At 34.4% G+C, this 16,956-nt stretch carries 15 protein-coding genes; 10 read left to right on the top strand and 5 right to left on the bottom strand.

The window, feature by feature from the left end; all coding sequences use genetic code 11:
- Window positions 1-105 precede the first annotated feature (105 nt).
- Window positions 106-1,830 (bottom strand): carboxypeptidase-like regulatory domain-containing protein, encoded by a 1,725-nt coding sequence (locus HKP48_RS08430; RefSeq protein WP_296344793.1) that lies wholly within the window; start codon window positions 1,828-1,830, stop codon window positions 106-108.
- A gap of 165 nt (window positions 1,831-1,995) precedes the next feature.
- On the opposite strand from HKP48_RS08430, the gene aspS reads away from it, so the two are divergent.
- From aspS to HKP48_RS08400, 6 genes are all read left to right on the top strand, one after another.
- On the top strand, window positions 1,996-3,750 hold the full coding sequence (aspS, locus tag HKP48_RS08425; RefSeq protein WP_296344791.1) for an aspartate--tRNA ligase: 1,755 nt from the start codon (window positions 1,996-1,998) through the stop codon (window positions 3,748-3,750).
- Between the two features lie 135 nt (window positions 3,751-3,885).
- A complete protein-coding gene (locus tag HKP48_RS08420) occupies window positions 3,886-4,437 on the top strand; it encodes a hypothetical protein (protein ID WP_296344789.1) in 552 nt (183 codons plus the stop codon).
- Window positions 4,409-5,218 carry a hypothetical protein gene (locus HKP48_RS08415; RefSeq protein ID WP_296344787.1) on the top strand — a complete coding sequence of 270 codons (810 nt, stop codon included), beginning with the start codon at window positions 4,409-4,411 and terminating at the stop codon, window positions 5,216-5,218. Before HKP48_RS08420 ends, HKP48_RS08415 begins: the two co-directional genes overlap by 29 nt.
- An 8-nt stretch (window positions 5,219-5,226) precedes the next feature.
- The gene (locus tag HKP48_RS08410; RefSeq protein WP_296344785.1) at window positions 5,227-7,008 is read left to right on the top strand and encodes a chloride channel protein; all 1,782 of its coding nucleotides are present in this window, start codon (window positions 5,227-5,229) and stop codon (window positions 7,006-7,008) included.
- Between the two features lie 23 nt (window positions 7,009-7,031).
- Window positions 7,032-7,271, top strand: a complete 240-nt coding sequence (locus HKP48_RS08405) for a hypothetical protein (protein ID WP_296344783.1) — start codon at window positions 7,032-7,034, stop codon at window positions 7,269-7,271.
- A 172-nt stretch (window positions 7,272-7,443) separates the two neighbouring features.
- Window positions 7,444-7,635: a cold shock domain-containing protein gene (locus HKP48_RS08400; protein ID WP_173302025.1), complete on the top strand. Its 192-nt coding sequence runs from the start codon at window positions 7,444-7,446 to the stop codon at window positions 7,633-7,635.
- Window positions 7,636-7,691: 56 nt separating this feature from the next.
- Here HKP48_RS08400 and HKP48_RS08395 read toward each other — a convergent pair whose 3' ends face one another.
- Window positions 7,692-8,141 carry a nucleoside deaminase gene (locus HKP48_RS08395; protein WP_296344778.1) on the bottom strand — a complete coding sequence of 150 codons (450 nt, stop codon included), beginning with the start codon at window positions 8,139-8,141 and terminating at the stop codon, window positions 7,692-7,694.
- 70 nt (window positions 8,142-8,211) lie between these two features.
- Between HKP48_RS08395 and HKP48_RS08390 the strand changes: the two genes are divergently transcribed.
- On the top strand, window positions 8,212-9,996 hold the full coding sequence (locus HKP48_RS08390; RefSeq protein ID WP_296344776.1) for a 1-deoxy-D-xylulose-5-phosphate synthase: 1,785 nt from the start codon (window positions 8,212-8,214) through the stop codon (window positions 9,994-9,996).
- On the opposite strand, the gene HKP48_RS08385 is transcribed toward HKP48_RS08390, so the two are convergent.
- Both HKP48_RS08385 and HKP48_RS08380 read right to left on the bottom strand, forming a co-directional pair.
- Entirely contained in the window at window positions 9,973-10,155 is a 183-nt protein-coding gene (locus tag HKP48_RS08385; protein WP_296344774.1) for a hypothetical protein, read from the bottom strand. The genes HKP48_RS08390 and HKP48_RS08385 overlap by 24 nt on opposite strands.
- Window positions 10,156-10,274: 119 nt before the next feature.
- The gene (locus HKP48_RS08380; protein ID WP_296344773.1) at window positions 10,275-11,615 is read right to left on the bottom strand and encodes a deoxyguanosinetriphosphate triphosphohydrolase; all 1,341 of its coding nucleotides are present in this window, start codon (window positions 11,613-11,615) and stop codon (window positions 10,275-10,277) included.
- A 218-nt stretch (window positions 11,616-11,833) separates the two neighbouring features.
- On the opposite strand from HKP48_RS08380, the gene HKP48_RS08375 reads away from it, so the two are divergent.
- Complete coding sequence (locus HKP48_RS08375) at window positions 11,834-14,659, top strand: TonB-dependent receptor (protein WP_296344771.1); 2,826 nt, start codon at window positions 11,834-11,836, stop codon at window positions 14,657-14,659.
- Window positions 14,660-14,696: 37 nt separating this feature from the next.
- A complete protein-coding gene (locus tag HKP48_RS08370) occupies window positions 14,697-15,866 on the top strand; it encodes a multidrug transporter (RefSeq protein WP_296344769.1) in 1,170 nt (389 codons plus the stop codon).
- A gap of 197 nt (window positions 15,867-16,063) precedes the next feature.
- Here HKP48_RS08370 and HKP48_RS08365 read toward each other — a convergent pair whose 3' ends face one another.
- Entirely contained in the window at window positions 16,064-16,249 is a 186-nt protein-coding gene (locus HKP48_RS08365) for a hypothetical protein (protein ID WP_296344767.1), read from the bottom strand.
- A gap of 56 nt (window positions 16,250-16,305) precedes the next feature.
- On the opposite strand from HKP48_RS08365, the gene HKP48_RS08360 reads away from it, so the two are divergent.
- Window positions 16,306-16,857, top strand: coding sequence for a hypothetical protein (locus HKP48_RS08360; protein ID WP_296344765.1), 552 nt, complete (start codon window positions 16,306-16,308; stop codon window positions 16,855-16,857).
- Window positions 16,858-16,956: the final 99 nt, after the last annotated feature.

Below are 16,956 nucleotides of genomic sequence, written 5' to 3'. Positions count from 1 at the left end.
ATCGCTTTAAATCTTCTTAAAAAAGATATCAAAGCTAAAGTGGGTATTAAAAGCAGAAGACTAAAAGCGGCTATCAATAATCAATATATGCTAAAAATACTCAAATTATGATGCGTTTGCCCTGCTAATCTGCTGTGCTGCTCCTTGTCCTAATGTTGTTTGACCTGGAATTAATTGTGTAGCTTGTGTTAATACAAAATCACTTTGGTTTTCTATATATATTAAACCACCTTGTGTTGTAAAGGCTAAATCTCCATTCATAGCATCATGATTCCAAACAGCTACGATTTGATGATTAAAAAAGGTGAAATTATTTTTTCCAACACCAATGAAACCATTTTGATTACCGCGTTGTGCTTGATGAATCTCAGGCACATAAACAAAAGTGTCATTACCTAGGTAATCCAACCCTCCACTGAATGTAACCTTTAATCTATCCTTTTCTGTATCTAAAATATTAGCTGTTAATTTAACACTTTGAATAAATCTGTTATTTCGGTCTAGATTCTCAGCTAAATCTCTTACTAAAATTGGGTTCCCTGAATAGTTAGGATTGTCTGGATAATTTCCATTTTCATCTGGAAATAAATTTATCCATGGTCTTGTAAAAGCTAGCGTATAACCATAACTCAAACCACCTTCATTTTCATTTCCCGTAAAACTTCTGCTAGAGTTTGATCTCACATAATTTGAAGACACTGAAGCATCAAAAACATCAGAAATTTTAAAGTCTACATTTGCTCTTAATGAAAAACGATCGAATCCTGTATTTTTAATAATACCTTCTTCATCTCTGTAAGAGGCACCTACATAATACTTGGTATTTTCATTTCCTCCACTTACATTTACTTTCGTTTCAGTAATAAAGCCTTCTTCACCATAAATCTCATCTTCATAATCAATAAGTCCGCCATTAGCAATGGCTTGGTTAAATAATGGGACTTCAGCAGCACCAAATTGCGCTTCTACATTTTGTGCATTCCAAGGGCGCATCCCTAATTTATTAATAATGGTATTAAAACCAACATCTTGGCTGAACGATACTTTTGCTTTTCCAGATTTACCACGCTTAGTCGTAATCACTACAACCCCGGCACTTGCTCGCTGTCCATAAATTACTGAGGCAGCCGCACCCTTTAGTACCTCAACACGCTCTATATCATTTGGATCTAAATCTGCTAAACGATTTCCAGAATTTTCTTCGTTACCAGCATTGGCACCTGAAGCAAAACGAAGTCCAGATGGTATTTCTGCATTATTAACATAAACTCCATCAATAATAAAAAGCGGTTGGTTATTACCATTAATAGAGGTAATACCCCTTAGTCTAAGAGCAAAACCGCCGCCTGGTGCTCCAGATGAGGCTGTTAAATTAGCTCCTGGAATTTTACCATAAAGTGCACCGTCTAATGTTGGTTGGGCAGTTTTTCCAACTAACTCTTCTGCTTTGACAACTGCAATAGCATTCGCCGAATTCGCCCTCTTAACAGAAGTTCCTAATCCGGAAATCACAATTTCATCTAAAGCCTCTTGTGATTCTACGAGTTGTACATTTACTGTAGATGCAGAATTTACAGTTACTTCCTTTGTTTCGTAACCTAAATAGGAGAACACTAATACGGCAGGGAATTCAGAAATATTGATGGAATACTTCCCATCAAAATCGGTACTTTGCCCATTTGTTGTTCCTTTGACTAATACGGTAGCCCCAGAAACAGGTAAGCCCGTAGCTTCATCTGATACTGTTCCTTTCACCGCTTGTCCAAATAAAACAGCTGGCAGAAACACAAATGAAAACAAAAGCCACTTAAAAAATAGTTTTTTACTCATTTCTTTATATTTAGTTGATTATAACTGTGAAATTAAAAAAATATTCTAAATATTTTAAGAAATTTTAAGAAATTACAACAAAAGCATCTTTTACTATTCGCTATGACATTAATAAGTACGATTTTATATATATTAATATTAAATTTGCACCCTTAATATTTCAATATGTACAGAAGTCATACATGCGGCGAGCTTAGAGCTTCGCATAGCAATACAGAAGTTGCCTTAAGTGGCTGGGTTCAAGGCGTTAGAGATAAAGGGTTTATGGTTTACGTAGATTTACGTGACCGTTATGGCATTACACAATTATATTTTGATGCAGAGCAAACCGCAAAAGACGTTTTAGAAAAAGCACAAAAATTAGGTCGCGAGTTTGTAATTCAAGTTAAAGGTAAAGTACAAGAACGTGCCTCTAAAAACCCAAATATTCCAACTGGTGCTATTGAAGTATTAGTTTCAGAATTAACCGTTTTAAATGACTCTATTACGCCACCTTTTACTATTGAAGATACAACAGATGGTGGCGATGATTTACGTATGAAGTACCGTTATCTCGATATTCGTCGTAATCCAGTAAAAGACAGCTTAATCTTTAGACATAAAGTCGCGCAAGCCGTTAGAAATTATCTATCTAACGAAGATTTTATAGAGGTAGAAACACCCTATTTAATAAAATCGACTCCAGAAGGTGCTCGTGATTTTGTGGTGCCTTCTCGTATGAACGAAGGGCAATTTTATGCATTACCGCAATCGCCTCAAACCTTTAAGCAATTACTTATGGTTGGCGGCATGGATAAATACTTTCAGATTGTAAAGTGTTTTCGTGATGAAGATTTACGTGCCGATAGACAACCAGAATTTACACAAATTGACTGTGAAATGGCATTTGTAGAGCAGGAAGACATTTTAAATACCTTTGAAGGTTTAACGCGTCATTTACTAAAAGAAATTAATGGTGTCGAGGTTGATAAATTTCCAAGAATACTGTATGATGATGCAATGCGTTTATACGGAAACGATAAACCAGACATTCGTTTTGGAATGGAGTTTGGAGAGCTAAATGCGGTTGCACAACATAAAGAATTTAAGGTCTTTAATACTGCTGAATTGGTCGTTGGTATAGCTGTTCCTGGCGGAAATAGTTATACCAGAAAAGAAATAGATAAACTCATTAACTGGGTTAAGCGTCCTCAAGTTGGTGCGCTTGGTATGGTGTATTGTCGTGTCAATGATGATGGCACTTTTAAATCTTCAGTGGATAAATTTTATGACCAAGAGGATTTAGCCAAATGGGCTGAAGTGACTGGTGCCAAAGCTGGCGATTTAATCTGTGTGTTATCTGGCGAGACTAATAAAGTAAGAGCACAACTAAGCGCTTTACGTATGGAATTGGCAGAGCGTTTAGGCTTACGTAAGCCAGACGAATTTGCTCCACTTTGGGTTATGGACTTTCCGTTATTAGAGTGGGATGAAGATACAGAGCGTTATCACGCTATGCATCATCCATTTACATCACCAAAACCTGGTCAGTTAGAGTTATTAGACACAAAACCAGGCGAGGTAAAAGCCAATGCTTACGATTTGGTTCTAAATGGAAATGAAATTGGTGGTGGTTCAATTCGTATTCACGATAAAGAAACACAAGCCATTATGTTGAAACATTTAGGCTTTTCTCAGGAAGAAGCAAGAGCACAATTTGGATTTTTAATGGATGCTTTTGAATATGGTGCGCCACCACACGGAGGAATCGCCTTTGGCCTAGATAGATTGGTCGCTATTTTAGGTGGTCAAGAAACCATCAGAGATTTTATTGCGTTTCCGAAAAATAATTCTGGGCGTGATGTTATGATTGACGCTCCTGCACCAATTGATACAGCACAACTTAAAGAATTGAGTTTGAAATTGAATTTAAAAGCCTAACTATAAAATCCTGCCAAGCGCAGGATTTTTTATTAGATTTAAAATATGAAACGCGTATGCTAAACATATTATCACCCAAAGGAATGATTAATAGCGAACAGCATGTATCGTTAAAAAAACAATACACATAAACACATGAAAAGAAAAAGAGTCTTGAAAGTCATCGGTTTAGCCTTGGGCATTATTGTTTTTGCGATTCTTTGTTTTATAGCTTATGGATATTACATGTTCAATACAAGTCTCATCCCAGAAAATGAACCTTTTACACATTCGTCACATTATATTAATCCAGATGAAGCTTTATTAAATGATGGTTTTAAAATCTGTAACGAAGACTATATCGCACAATATTATAATACACAAGAATTACCATATCCTAACGGAAAAAATAACTTTAGAAAATATATAATATCTTCTTTTGAAAATCGAAATTATTCAGATTCAGGATACCTCAACATTCGTTTCATTATTAATTGTGAAGGAGAAACAGGACGATTTATTATTCAAAGTAACGATTTGGATTTAAACCCAAAACCTTTCAATACGGATTTAAAGAATCAATTATTTAAACTAACTTCTGAAGCTACTAGTTGGAAATCAACAGTTATTAGAGAAAAAAACAGAGACGCATATATGTATGTGTCATATCGAATTGAAAATGGAGAAATCACTGAAATTATTCCTTAGTACACTACTATTTGTATGTTGCTTTTCTTGCCAAACAGATAGAGAAAAAGCTGAAGCAACTTATAATAGAGCAATTCATTATCCGCAAGGGTCTATGATGAGTATTAATGGTATTAAACGTGCTACAGAAATAGACCCTACATATCAGCAAGCCGTTTATGAATTATCTGTAGCCTACTTAAAACGCGGCTTACCACACAAATGGAAACCGCAATATAACAAAGCAGTTTTGTTGGATTCGGTTCAACGGATTCCTTGGCGAGGTTATTTGTATTTATGGTTTTACAGAGATTATAAAAAAGCCATTACAGATTTTGATGCGAGCGACACGTTAACACCAGATTTTATTGATGCACCACAAGGTCATAGTGTAGATTACTGGCGCGGTATTGCTTATTTAGGATTAAAAGATTACAAAAACTCATTAGTCTATTTTAATAAATTTATAGACACAGAAACTAAAGAATGGGGCGAAGATATTGTTGAAGTCACAGGCTTTTTGTATCGTGGTATTGTTTTAATCGAAAGTGGAAAACCCGAACAAGCACTAATTGATTTTGACAAAGTTTTAAAATACAATCGCAATCAATCTGCAGACGCTAAATACTACAAGGCACTAATCCTTAAAGATTCAAGACCGGATGAAGCTAAACAACTTATTGAAGATGCAATAGAAGATTTTAATAATGGTTATTTCAATCAACGTCCATATGTAGAAACGATGAGCCAGATTTATCTTGAAGATTTAGAAGTTTTGAAAAAAGAAATAAATAAGCTCTAAATATTAACATGCCAACTAAAACCAACTTTTTTAGACGTTTGCTCGTTTGGAGATACAAACATATTTCTGAAAAGAATTTTGTGTTCGTATTAGCTTTGGTTATTGGTTTACTTTCTGGTTTAGTTGCTGTAACTATAAAAAACATAACATTCACGATTGAAGCTATTTTTGAAAAAGGTATCATACTTTCAGAAAATAGTATCTATTTTATTTTACCAGTTATTGGTCTTTTGCTCGTGTATTTGTTTGTAAAATATGTTTCGAAAAAACCAAGTGAACATGCTATTCCATCGATACTTTTTTCCCTTTCAAAAAAAGATGGATTAATCAATAGGCAGAAAATCTATTTACCCTTAATCACAGCCCCATTAACAGTTGGCTTTGGAGGTTCTGTTGGTTTACTTGGACCAGCTATTGCTTCGGCTTCGGCAATAAGTTCTAGTTTAGGGCAATTACTTCATATCGATAGAAAAACACGAAGTTTGTTAATTGGTTGCGCTTCAGCAGGCGCCATTGCTTCAATATTTAAATCGCCAATTGCCGCCATAATTTTTGCTATTGAAGTCTTTAGTTTAGACTTAACCTTTGCTTCTTTATTACCACTTTTAATTGCTTCGGTATCATCAGTAATTACCTCCTATTTCTTTTTGGGTGATAGTGTACTTTTTGATTTTACAGTTTCAGAAAAATTTCAGATTAAAGACACTTTGTTTTATATTTTATTAGGTATTAGCACAGGTGTAGCTTCAATCTATTTTACTAAAACCTATTTTTGGATTACGTCTCTATTCAACCGATTTAAATCTGCACGACAAAAACTTCTTATAGGTGGATTAGCCATTGGTGTGATGCTCTATTTTATTCCTCCGCTTTACGGGGAAGGCTTTGGTTTTATCAATGATTTAATGCTTGGTAATGATGTTAAGGCTATAGGTTCATCCCTTTTTGATAATTATAGTGATAATATTTGGGTTGTCATTGGTCTTCTTTTCGGAATAACAGTGTTTAAAGCCATTGCCATGACGACGACTTTTGCGGCTGGTGGTACTGGCGGAATCATCATCCCTACTTTGGTTATGGGAAGTTCCCTAGGAAATTTAGTCGCTAAAGTAATCAACAACTGCGGATTGGGTTTTTCTGTGTCTGAAGCTAATTTTACACTTATTGGTATGGCTGGATTAATTGCAGGGGTTTTGCACGCACCGCTAACCGCAATCTTTTTAATTGCAGAAATCACGGGTGGTTATCAACTTTTTGTACCCTTAATGATTACAGCGTCTATGGCTTTTATCATTAATAAAAATACCTTAGACCATACTATATATACCAAAGAGCTCCTAGAAAAAGGAGCTTTACTAACACAAGACAAAGATAAAAGTGTATTGACATTAATGAAGTTAGAAACAGTAATTGAGCAAAATTTTGTTATACTTAATCCTGAAATGACGCTAGGCGATATGCTAAAAAATGGTGTAGCAAAATCTAGTCGAAATCTTTTCCCAGTTACGGATTCTGAACAGAATTTTATGGGTATTATCCTATTAGATGATATACGTACCGTTATGTTTGACCAGTCACTGTACGAATCTACAACTGTCGAAACTTTTATGCATCGTCCTCCAGAATTTATTGTTTATGAAAAAGATAGCATGCAAAAAGTTATGAAAAAATTTCAAGATTCTGGCGCATGGAACCTTCCGGTAATTAAAGATGAAAAGTATTATGGATTTATTTCAAAATCTAAATTACTTACAGCTTACCGAAAGGAATTGATTAATTTTACATCGTAAATTTTTAGTTGTTTTAAAATTAAATGAAAATCCTAAAAGTCATAACCCTAATTGCTTTTACAGCCTCTATATCGAGCATTTTCTGCGGATATTTTTTAGAAGTTTCGTACTCAAAAAAGCTTATTGGTTTTGGAGTCATTGGTCTTTTCGTTATTGTTTTTCCTCTGTTTTCGTATTATCGGTGGAAAGACAAAGACCTTAAAGACTATATGATTACCAAAGAAAGTTTAGACAGAATGCGAGAAAATCAAAAAAAAAAGTAAATACGAGCACTTTCTAAAGCATCAATAAAACCTCAATGTTAATAGGCTTTTAATCGATTTATAAGACTAAATTTAACTCATTAAATATCAATATTTTAAAATAAAACGTTTTATTAACATTGGCATTAATATATATACTATCTTTGCGCTTTAATTTTTATATAATATTACAATGACTGGAACAGTTAAATTTTTCAATGATTCAAAAGGATTTGGATTCATTACAAACGAAGAAACAGGAAAAGACATCTTCGTACACGTATCAAACCTTAACGGAGTAGAGCTTCGCGAAGGAGATCAAGTAGAATATACAGAAGAAGAAGGAAGAAAAGGTATGGTCGCTGCAAATGTGGAAGTACTTTAAGTATATATCTTAAAAGTTTCAACGCTCAACCGAAAGGTTGGGCGTTTTTTTTGCATTTAATTTAAATTACGTTTCTCAATAAAAAAACGCTTCATTAATTCTGAAGCTTCGTTTTCTAAAATGCCGCTAACCACTTTAGTTTTGGGGTGCAATTTTGTTCCCATAGTTTTAAAACCACGCTGCTTATCACTAGCAGCATATACAATTTTAGTAATCTGACTCCAGTACAAAGCACCAGCGCACATTTGACAAGGCTCTAATGTTACATATAAAGTACAATTTTGAAGATATTTTCCGCCTAAAAAATTAGCAGCAGATGTTATGGCTTGCATCTCTGCATGTGCTGTAACGTCATTAAGTAATTCGGTTAAATTATGCGAGCGTGCAATTATTTTATCGTTAATGACCACCACTGCTCCAACTGGGATTTCTCCTTTGTCATAAGCCGCTTCAGCTTCCTGAAGTGCTTTCTTCATGAAATAGGTGTCGTCGAATGGGTTTATCATGGTTGTAAAAGTAAAAAATGAAAAAGACTTTACATTAAAATATCAAAGTCAATTATTGTAGCTTTGCTTTATGAGTAATAGCTTACTTAATAAAATAAATCTCCCCAAAGACCTAAGGCAATTATCAAAAGGTGATTTACCTCAACTTGCCAAAGAGTTACGCAACTTTATCATAAATATAGTAGCTACAAAAGAAGGTCATTTAGGGGCTAGTCTTGGTGTAATAGAATTAACCATTGCTTTACACTATGTATTTGACACACCTAAAGATTTATTGATCTGGGATGTTGGACATCAAGCATATGGACATAAAATTCTAACAGGAAGAAAAGATGTTTTTGACACTAATAGGCAGCTTGGTGGCATAAGCGGTTTCCCAAAACGTGATGAAAGTGAATACGATACTTTTGGTGTTGGTCATTCGTCAACATCTATTTCTGCAGCATTAGGTATGTCTATTGCCTCAAAATTGAGTGGTGACTTAGAAAAACAACATATTGCCGTAATTGGTGATGCTTCTATAGCTAGCGGAATGGCTTTTGAAGGCTTAAATCATGCAGGTGTTACAGATGCGAATTTGTTGGTGATTTTAAACGACAATGCCATTGGTATAGACCCAAGTGTAGGTGCACTTAAGCAATACTTAACCAACGTAAAAAAAGGTACTCAAAAGCAAGATAACATTTTTGAAGCGTTAAATTTTGACTATTCTGGACCTATTGATGGTCATGATTTACCGAAGTTGATTGTAGAATTGGAACGCTTAAAATCTGTAAAAGGCCCAAAGTTTCTCCATGTAATTACAACTAAAGGAAAAGGTCTAAAACAAGCCGAAGAAAACCAAGTAAAATATCATGCCCCAGGAAAATTCGATGCAAAAACTGGTGAGCTTATTACTAAATCTATAGTAACACAATCACCTAAATTCCAAGATGTATTTGGCCAAACTATTGTAGAATTAGCAAAACAAAATGAAAGGATTGTAGGTATAACTCCTGCAATGCCTACAGGAAGTTCCTTAAAATACATGATGGAGGAAATCCCTGAACGTGCATTTGATGTTGGTATTGCTGAACAGCATGCGGTAACATTAGCGGCTGGCATGGCAACTCAAGGTTTAATTCCATACTGTAATATTTACTCTACCTTTTTACAGCGTGCATACGACCAAATAATTCATGACGTAGCTATACAGAATTTACCTGTGATTTTTTGTTTAGATCGTGCTGGTTTAGTCGGTGAAGATGGCGCAACACATCATGGCGTTTTTGACTTAGCCTATTTACGATGCATCCCTAACTTGGTGATTTTTGCACCTTGTAATGCAATTGAGCTTCGTAACATCATGTATACCGTTCAAAAAGGAATTGACTTTCCAATAGCTATAAGATATCCTCGTGGACGTGATATTTTATTAAAATGGAAACTTCCTTTTGAAACTATTGAAATAGGAAAAGGCACCTGTCTTAAGGAAGGAAAAGATATAGCCATATTATCTGTTGGTACGACAGCAAATACAGTTTCAAATGTTATTAAAAACAATCCTGAATTAGAAACTATAGGTCACTATGATATGCGTTTCGTAAAACCCTTAGATGTTGATTTACTCAACATTTTATTCAAAAAATATAAGGCAATCATTAGCATAGAAGATGGAACTATTATTGGTGGTTTTGGTAGTGCTCTATTAGAGTTTGCAAACGCAAATGATTACAAAACTAAAATCGAGATTTTAGGTATTTTAGATCAATTCGCAGAACACGGTACAGTAAGCGAACTGAAAAAAGTTTATAACATTGACGAAGATAGTTTAAAGAAAAAACTAGATAATTTAATCCTTGGTCTCAAAATCTAAAGTCGCTAGATTATCTGTATTGGCTTGTTCGGATTGATTATGTGCATCTAAAGATTCTGAACTCTTACTACTTATGTTATGTGACATATCATCAATAATAAGCAAACAAGCAACAACTGCGAAAAAAACCACGAAGGGACTAAGTATATTATTTTTCATAAGTCATGGTAGATTTGGGGTTCTAACACTTCAAAATAACAAATAATACCGTTAAAAAACAAATTTTACCGATGAAATACGTATTTATTTTTCAACTATCTATTTATCAAGTAGTTAAATTATATTGAATTTCCGTTTATTCTATGAAATAAAGCCATGGCATTTGAATCTGATAACTTAGAAATGTACAAACAAACAGCCATAATATTCTCATATAATGATGAATTTGATAAACTCACCGTCTCTGGCAAGGCTTTAATGACAAGTTTGTCATAAGCAGAAAGGTTTCCAGTGTAAACATTATTAGCAACTGTAACGAAGGTAGACAATAAACCATCCAATACCCTGTAACCTGCTATTTCTTTATTGACAACTTCTTCAGACTGATACACATTTTTAATACTAATATTAATGATGTCCTTAATTTGTGCTTTATAACTGCTAACGTCCAGTAATCCTGTATCAAATTCGCCCAAGAGAATTTTATCTTCATTAGCTATAAAAATAGAAACAGCTTCATTAATAAGTGTTCCAATAGCTAAGGCTCTGAGATAACTCACACGGTCTTCGGTAGTTTTTAAAGCACTGTACTTATCAGTATTTATGGTGTTTTTTACCAGTTTAATAAGGTATTCTAAAGCATATTCTTCTTCAATTAAACCGAGGTTGATTCCGTCTTCAAAATCTATAATGGTATAGCAAATATCATCGGCAGCTTCTACTAAAAATGCCAATGGATGTCTTGCAAAAGACGTGTTTTCTTTATCTCTAACGTTTAGACCCAACTCCTCAGAAATAGCTATAAACGTATCTTCTTCACTTTGAAAAAATCCATATTTTTTATCAGCAATATGTAGTGTTGGCTTCTTTGGTAAAGATGCTTTTGGGTATTTCATAAAGGCACCCAAGGTGGCATAACTTAATCGTAAACCTCCTTCACGTCCTATGCGGCTCTCGGTTAAAATTTTAAAGCCGTTAGCATTGCCTTCAAAATCACATAAGTCTTGGTATTGCTTATCGGTTAAAGCACTTTTTAGTGATTTGCCAGCACCATCTTTAAAATAAGCTCCTATAGTTTTCTCGCCAGAATGGCCAAAAGGCGGATTTCCAATATCATGTGCCAAAGCTGCAGCGGCAACTATAGCACCGAAATCATTGGCTTGGTATCCATGGATGTTTTGCAAGTGTGGGTATTTTTGTAGGAGCAATCTACCCACTTGTCTACCAAGAGAACGGCCAACAACACTAACCTCTAAACTATGTGTTAATCGTGTGTGTACAAAATCGGTTTTAGATAACGGCACTACTTGCGTCTTATCTTGAAGACTTCTAAACTCTGAAGAAAAAATAATACGGTCATAATCTACCTCAAAACCCAAGCGAGTTTCATCTTGTTCTTTACGCAAGCGTTTGTTAGTGTCGCCATAGCGTTTTAGAGAAAGTAATTGTTCCCAATTCATAGCATATAATTTTGCAGAAGCAATATATATAAATTGAAGTAATACCATAAGAAATCTACTAACAACTTTTATGTTACCAAATTGTTTCCTAATTGTGCTTTGCCTTAATCATAAGATAACTTTTAGCTAACCATTTTATTACCAATCATTAATTTTTGATTAACCTTCAAGCTGCTTTTATAGAGTTTCTTTGCACCATCAAATTAGATAAAAAACTAATGAAACATATTTTAATACTTTTTTCAATTTTTTTTACATCAATTGCTATAGCACAAGACACTGGCTCTGTCGCTGGTAAATTGACTGATAAAGACTTTAATAACGAACCTTTGCCTTTTGCCAATGTAATTATTAAAGCTACTACTACAGGAACCACCTCCGATATTGACGGTAAGTATATTATCGAAAACTTAAGTCCAGGCTCATACACGCTTGTTTTCAGTTTTATAGGTTATGAAACTATCGAGCGTCAAGTAGAAATTATCGGCGGACAAACTAAAACCTTGGATGTTTCTATAGGTTCGAGTGCAGCATCTTTAGATGAGATAGTTATTAAAACCACCGCTAAAAGAGAAACCGAAGCGGCATTGCTTTTAGACCAAAAAAAGGCAACCACTATCAAACAAAGTATCGGCTCTCAAGAACTTTCTCGTAAAGGTGTTGGTGACGCAGCTGGAGCTGTCACTAAAATATCAGGTATTTCAAAACAAGAAGGTGGAGGTAACGTTTATGTTCGTGGTCTTGGCGATCGCTATTTAAACACAACATACAATGGTCTTACATTACCTGCTAATAACATTGAAAAGAAGAATATGGACCTTAATCTTTTTTCTTCAGATGTTATACAAAACGTAGGTGTAAGTAAAACATACGCTGCTAATTTTTATGGAGATTTTGCGGCTGGAAACGTAGATATTGTAGCTAAAGAACATACAGGAAATTTTTTCTTAGATGTCAATTTAGGTTCAAACTTTAACTCAAATGCCATTGGTAAAAACTTTGTAAAGAGCGAAGGTACTGGCTATTTTGGTTTTTATAATAGATACCAAAATAACCCATATGCTGTTGTTTTATCTCACGGTATAGATCCTCAAGGTATTGATGGTTCTTTAGGAGTTGAAGGAAATTTCAGTGCTGGCCAATCATGGGAAATTGGTGAAGAGTCTCGCTTAAGTATTTTTACTACAGCTGCTTTTAGTAGTAGCTTTGAATACAGAAGAGGTCAGTTTGCTAACGTAACAGCAGCTGCAAACACAATCTTTCAAGATGCTGAAGAATTTGAGTTTACTCGTAATACAACAGCAATGGCAAATATTGTATACCGAGTTAATAGCGACCATAAAATAAAATTCAACTCATTATTTATCAATGACGCTACTGACGAGGTAGGTCGTTTTGGTATCGATGGACGTGGATACAACCGTAACACAATTGCCGATAATGATGATTTTGGATTCTTTACTCAAAACGTACAATTCGAACAGGATATGATTTTTGTAAATCAAATTCTAGGTACAAGCAATCTTAATGATAAATTGAAATTAGATTACGGTCTGGGTTACAACAAAGTACTCGCTCGCCAACCAGACCGAAAACGTATTGCTCTTGAACGTTTTGAAAATACGCTTGATAATGACCCATCTACAAATGCGATTTTCTTTAGAAATGTTGAATTTGATAATCAACGTTATTTTCAGAATATTGAAGACAGTGAATTCAATGCGCGTGTTAATTTAAGCTACAAGCAATCTGAGAATTTAAAGTTTAATTTAGGATACAATGGTCGCACGAAAGAACGTACTTTCGATAACCAACGTTACGGTTACGATATTATCAATCCGTTTACAGAAATAGAAGATGTTAATAATCTTAATGCTTTTTTCTCATCAGAAAACCAAGGCGTATTATACAATACAAGTGTATTTCGACCTCTAGACCCTGAAAACGGTTTAGGAAGAGAAAACTTACCTGGACAATTAGAAAACACGTACCAAGGTAACCTTAACGTCCACGCATTATATGCTGATGCTGTTTACAAATCTGGTGAAAAATGGACATTTGTTCCTGGATTACGAGTAGAGCACTTTAATCAAGAGATAAGTTACGATGTAATTAATCTTTCTTTTAATAATCCAGGTAGCAACAAAGCCAGCGAAACTTTTTTTCTTCCAAGTTTAAACGTAAAGTATGCTCTTACAGAAAATCAAAATCTTCGTTTTTCTGCCAGCAGAACCGTTTCAAACCCAGAATTTAAAGAAGTTGCACCTTTTGTTTACGAAAACGTAACTGACCGTATTGGTGGTAATCCAGACCTTTTAAATGACCCTGCGTTTTCAACCATTGTCAATTTAGATTTAAAGTACGAATGGTTTATTAATAGTGACGAAATATTTTCTATTGCTCTTTTTAACAAAACGATTAATGACCCTGTAAACTTAGTCTCTGCAAATGATGCTACAGGCACGCAACGTTTCTTTAGAACAGGTGACCGTGCTGACGTTTTTGGGATAGAGCTTGAAGTAAGAAAAGGGCTTATTAAAAATAATGAAGAAGAAAGTATTTTATCCGCTGGGATGAATATAACATACACATCAACAACGCAGGATTTAAAGACTGTATCCGGAACCTTTAACACCAACTTTAATAGAGATTCTGATGAATTACAAGGCGCATCTCCCGTTCTTATAAATGCTGATGTTAGTTACAGCCCAACTTTTGGTAAATATAAGCCTATTGCAAACCTTATATTTTCTTATTTCTCAGACCGAATTGATGCGTTAGGTTCTGGTCAGTTAGGAAACATTATCGAAAAAGGAGTTCCTACTCTAGACTTTGTTTGGAAAAACTCAATTAATAAGAACTTCGAAGTTAATGCAAGCGTAAAAAATATATTAAACCCTTCAATAGAACGTGTCAGAGAAAACGTATCCTTTGATGCAACTTTAGCTAACGATTTAGGCATAAATTCAAATCTTTCTGAGTTTGCACTATCAAGCTACAAACGAGGTATTAACGCAAGTATTCAATTTAAGTACAAATTTTAAAGACAATTAAGAAACGAACATTAAAAAATCAAATAAAATGAAAACAAACAAATTTCTTTTAGGTGTATTGGCAGCCGCAACACTTTTAGTTGTTGGTTGTGCAGCAGATGACACTGCAGATGTAACGATTAATCAAGGAAACGGAGGTTTAAACCCAACAAATCCTTTGGACTTAGTTATAGGCGGAACGCTTACTGAAGACCTTGCTCTTGTTACAGGAACAGAATATAGCTTAACAAGTGGACTTATTGTCCCTGATGGATTGACCCTTACCATTGAGCCAGGTGTAGTTGTTAAAGCTACAACAGGTTCTGATGTTTATGTTGCTATACAACAAGGCGGAACAATTATCGCAGAAGGTACATCTTCTAACCCTATTGTATTTACATCTGACTCAGCAACACCAAACCCTGGTGATTGGGGTGGACTTATTGTTTTAGGTCGTGCACCTATAAACTCTGTAGTTGGTGGTGACGCAAGTTCAACATCAGAAATTGGAGGTTTACCTTATGGAGGAAGCCTTGCTAACGATAATTCAGGAATTATAAGATATGTCCGTATTGAATATTCTGGAGGTGCTGCAGATGCTGCATCAGAAAATAATGGATTCTCTTTTTATGCTGTAGGTAGCGGAACAACAATCGATTTTATACAAGCATTTGAAGGCGCTGATGATGGTGTAGAATTCTTTGGAGGAACAGTTAATGCCTCTCATATATCCGTAGTTGGAGCTCAGGATGATTCTGTAGATTGGACAGAAGGTTTTACTGGTACTCTTACTGATGTATATATCGAACATAGACAATCTCATGACAAAGGTATAGAAGGTGACGGTTTTAATACGGATATAGGAAACAACTCGAACCCAGTTTTTTGGAGTGCTCCAACGATAAATAACTTAACTATTAATGGATTAGGATCCAGTAATGGCAACGAAGCCATACGCTTAAGAGCAGGAACTCGTGCTATCTTTAATAATGTTTTTATTGAAGGTTTTGAAGAAGGTTATGATTTAGATGATGAAGAAACTGGAAATGGATTTAGTGCTGGAGATACTAGCGTAAATGATATAACATTTGATGATATTGTATTAACGCTTAAGAATGATACTAATGTTGCCTTTGATGCAGACGATTTTTTTAGTAATATTGGTAATGGTACTGGTGCTGATTACGATTCTTGGAACTCAGGTTGGACAAGAAACTAATCTTAACACTAAACTGTTTTATTATGTACTTTTTGAGTTAGTATATAAATAAAAAAGCATCCCACTTCAACTTGGGATGCTTTTATATTTTAAATTATTGTTGTCCGATAAAACTCAAAAGTAGCACAAAAAGGTATTCCAACCCCAGTAAAATGGTTTGTTTTTTAGGATTTTAAAATAGTAAGCCCCCTGTTACGTTAGGTGTACTCCATAGCTAGTTGTTCTGCTATTTCTTCTGGTGTTCCTTTATTTTTTTCATATTCTTTAATGTAATCATCCATATTATCAAAAAAGTCTTTAAACTTTACGTAAGAGAATAGGTGTTTTTGTAGAAGGCTAATCAAATTAGAGAATGCCCATGACTTTTGGAGGGCTTTTTTCATTACGCTTATTAGTAATAAGGCAATTAGTGTAATGTACTATGATAAAACAATTAACTATGAAAAAAGGAATATACATACTTTTAATCTTAATTCTTCCTCTACAATTATCTGCTCAATACGGATGGACTAAAGCGGATATTTATTTGAAAAACGGTACTGTTTTAAATGGTGAAGCGAATTTAATAATGATGAGTAAAACTATTAATCTAAAAAAAGAGAAAGTCAAATTTAGGGCCAATAAAAAAGGAAAGAAATCGAAATATACGCCTGACAAAGTTGACCATATAATCTTTACGATTGAATATAAAGAAAAAGAGAATGGTAAAAAAATTACTAAAACAAAGAAAGCAAAGTATATTCCAGTATATCTCAACAAAAAACAGACTAAATTAGGCTTTGTCGAATTAATTGTTGATGGAAAATTGAGATTAGTAGGAAGAACGGTTTTAGTTCAAAGTGGTGGAAATATGATGTTCCCAGCTCATCCAAGTGTTCCAAATAGCACAGCAGTATTCTCACCAATTTATTTTTTAGATCACAACGAAATTATGCTTCTAAAAGAAGGTGAAAAACCAAAAGTTTTGGCTATATTCTATAATATGACTTAAATAAGTTGTATTTTAGTAAAAACGAAAGTCATGATACCACAAAATTTCACAGAATACTTCAAAAGCCTCGAATTATTTGAGCGACAGGAAATAGTAAAT

It is taken from the genome of Winogradskyella sp. (assembly GCF_013042245.1).
Taxonomy (GTDB): domain Bacteria; phylum Bacteroidota; class Bacteroidia; order Flavobacteriales; family Flavobacteriaceae; genus Winogradskyella.
This window is presented reverse-complemented; position numbering and strand designations above follow the sequence as displayed.

Coding starts and splice junctions, on each gene's coding strand:
- HKP48_RS08430 (WP_296344793.1), bottom strand. CDS start 1,830: ATGAGTAAAAAACTATTTTTTAAGTGGCTTTTGTTTTCATTTGTGTTT.
- aspS (WP_296344791.1), top strand. CDS start 1,996: ATGTACAGAAGTCATACATGCGGCGAGCTTAGAGCTTCGCATAGCAAT.
- HKP48_RS08420 (WP_296344789.1), top strand. CDS start 3,886: ATGAAAAGAAAAAGAGTCTTGAAAGTCATCGGTTTAGCCTTGGGCATT.
- HKP48_RS08415 (WP_296344787.1), top strand. CDS start 4,409: ATGGAGAAATCACTGAAATTATTCCTTAGTACACTACTATTTGTATGT.
- HKP48_RS08410 (WP_296344785.1), top strand. CDS start 5,227: ATGCCAACTAAAACCAACTTTTTTAGACGTTTGCTCGTTTGGAGATAC.
- HKP48_RS08405 (WP_296344783.1), top strand. CDS start 7,032: ATGAAAATCCTAAAAGTCATAACCCTAATTGCTTTTACAGCCTCTATA.
- HKP48_RS08400 (WP_173302025.1), top strand. CDS start 7,444: ATGACTGGAACAGTTAAATTTTTCAATGATTCAAAAGGATTTGGATTC.
- HKP48_RS08395 (WP_296344778.1), bottom strand. CDS start 8,141: ATGATAAACCCATTCGACGACACCTATTTCATGAAGAAAGCACTTCAG.
- HKP48_RS08390 (WP_296344776.1), top strand. CDS start 8,212: ATGAGTAATAGCTTACTTAATAAAATAAATCTCCCCAAAGACCTAAGG.
- HKP48_RS08385 (WP_296344774.1), bottom strand. CDS start 10,155: ATGAAAAATAATATACTTAGTCCCTTCGTGGTTTTTTTCGCAGTTGTT.
- HKP48_RS08380 (WP_296344773.1), bottom strand. CDS start 11,615: ATGAATTGGGAACAATTACTTTCTCTAAAACGCTATGGCGACACTAAC.
- HKP48_RS08375 (WP_296344771.1), top strand. CDS start 11,834: ATGAAACATATTTTAATACTTTTTTCAATTTTTTTTACATCAATTGCT.
- HKP48_RS08370 (WP_296344769.1), top strand. CDS start 14,697: ATGAAAACAAACAAATTTCTTTTAGGTGTATTGGCAGCCGCAACACTT.
- HKP48_RS08365 (WP_296344767.1), bottom strand. CDS start 16,249: ATGAAAAAAGCCCTCCAAAAGTCATGGGCATTCTCTAATTTGATTAGC.
- HKP48_RS08360 (WP_296344765.1), top strand. CDS start 16,306: ATGAAAAAAGGAATATACATACTTTTAATCTTAATTCTTCCTCTACAA.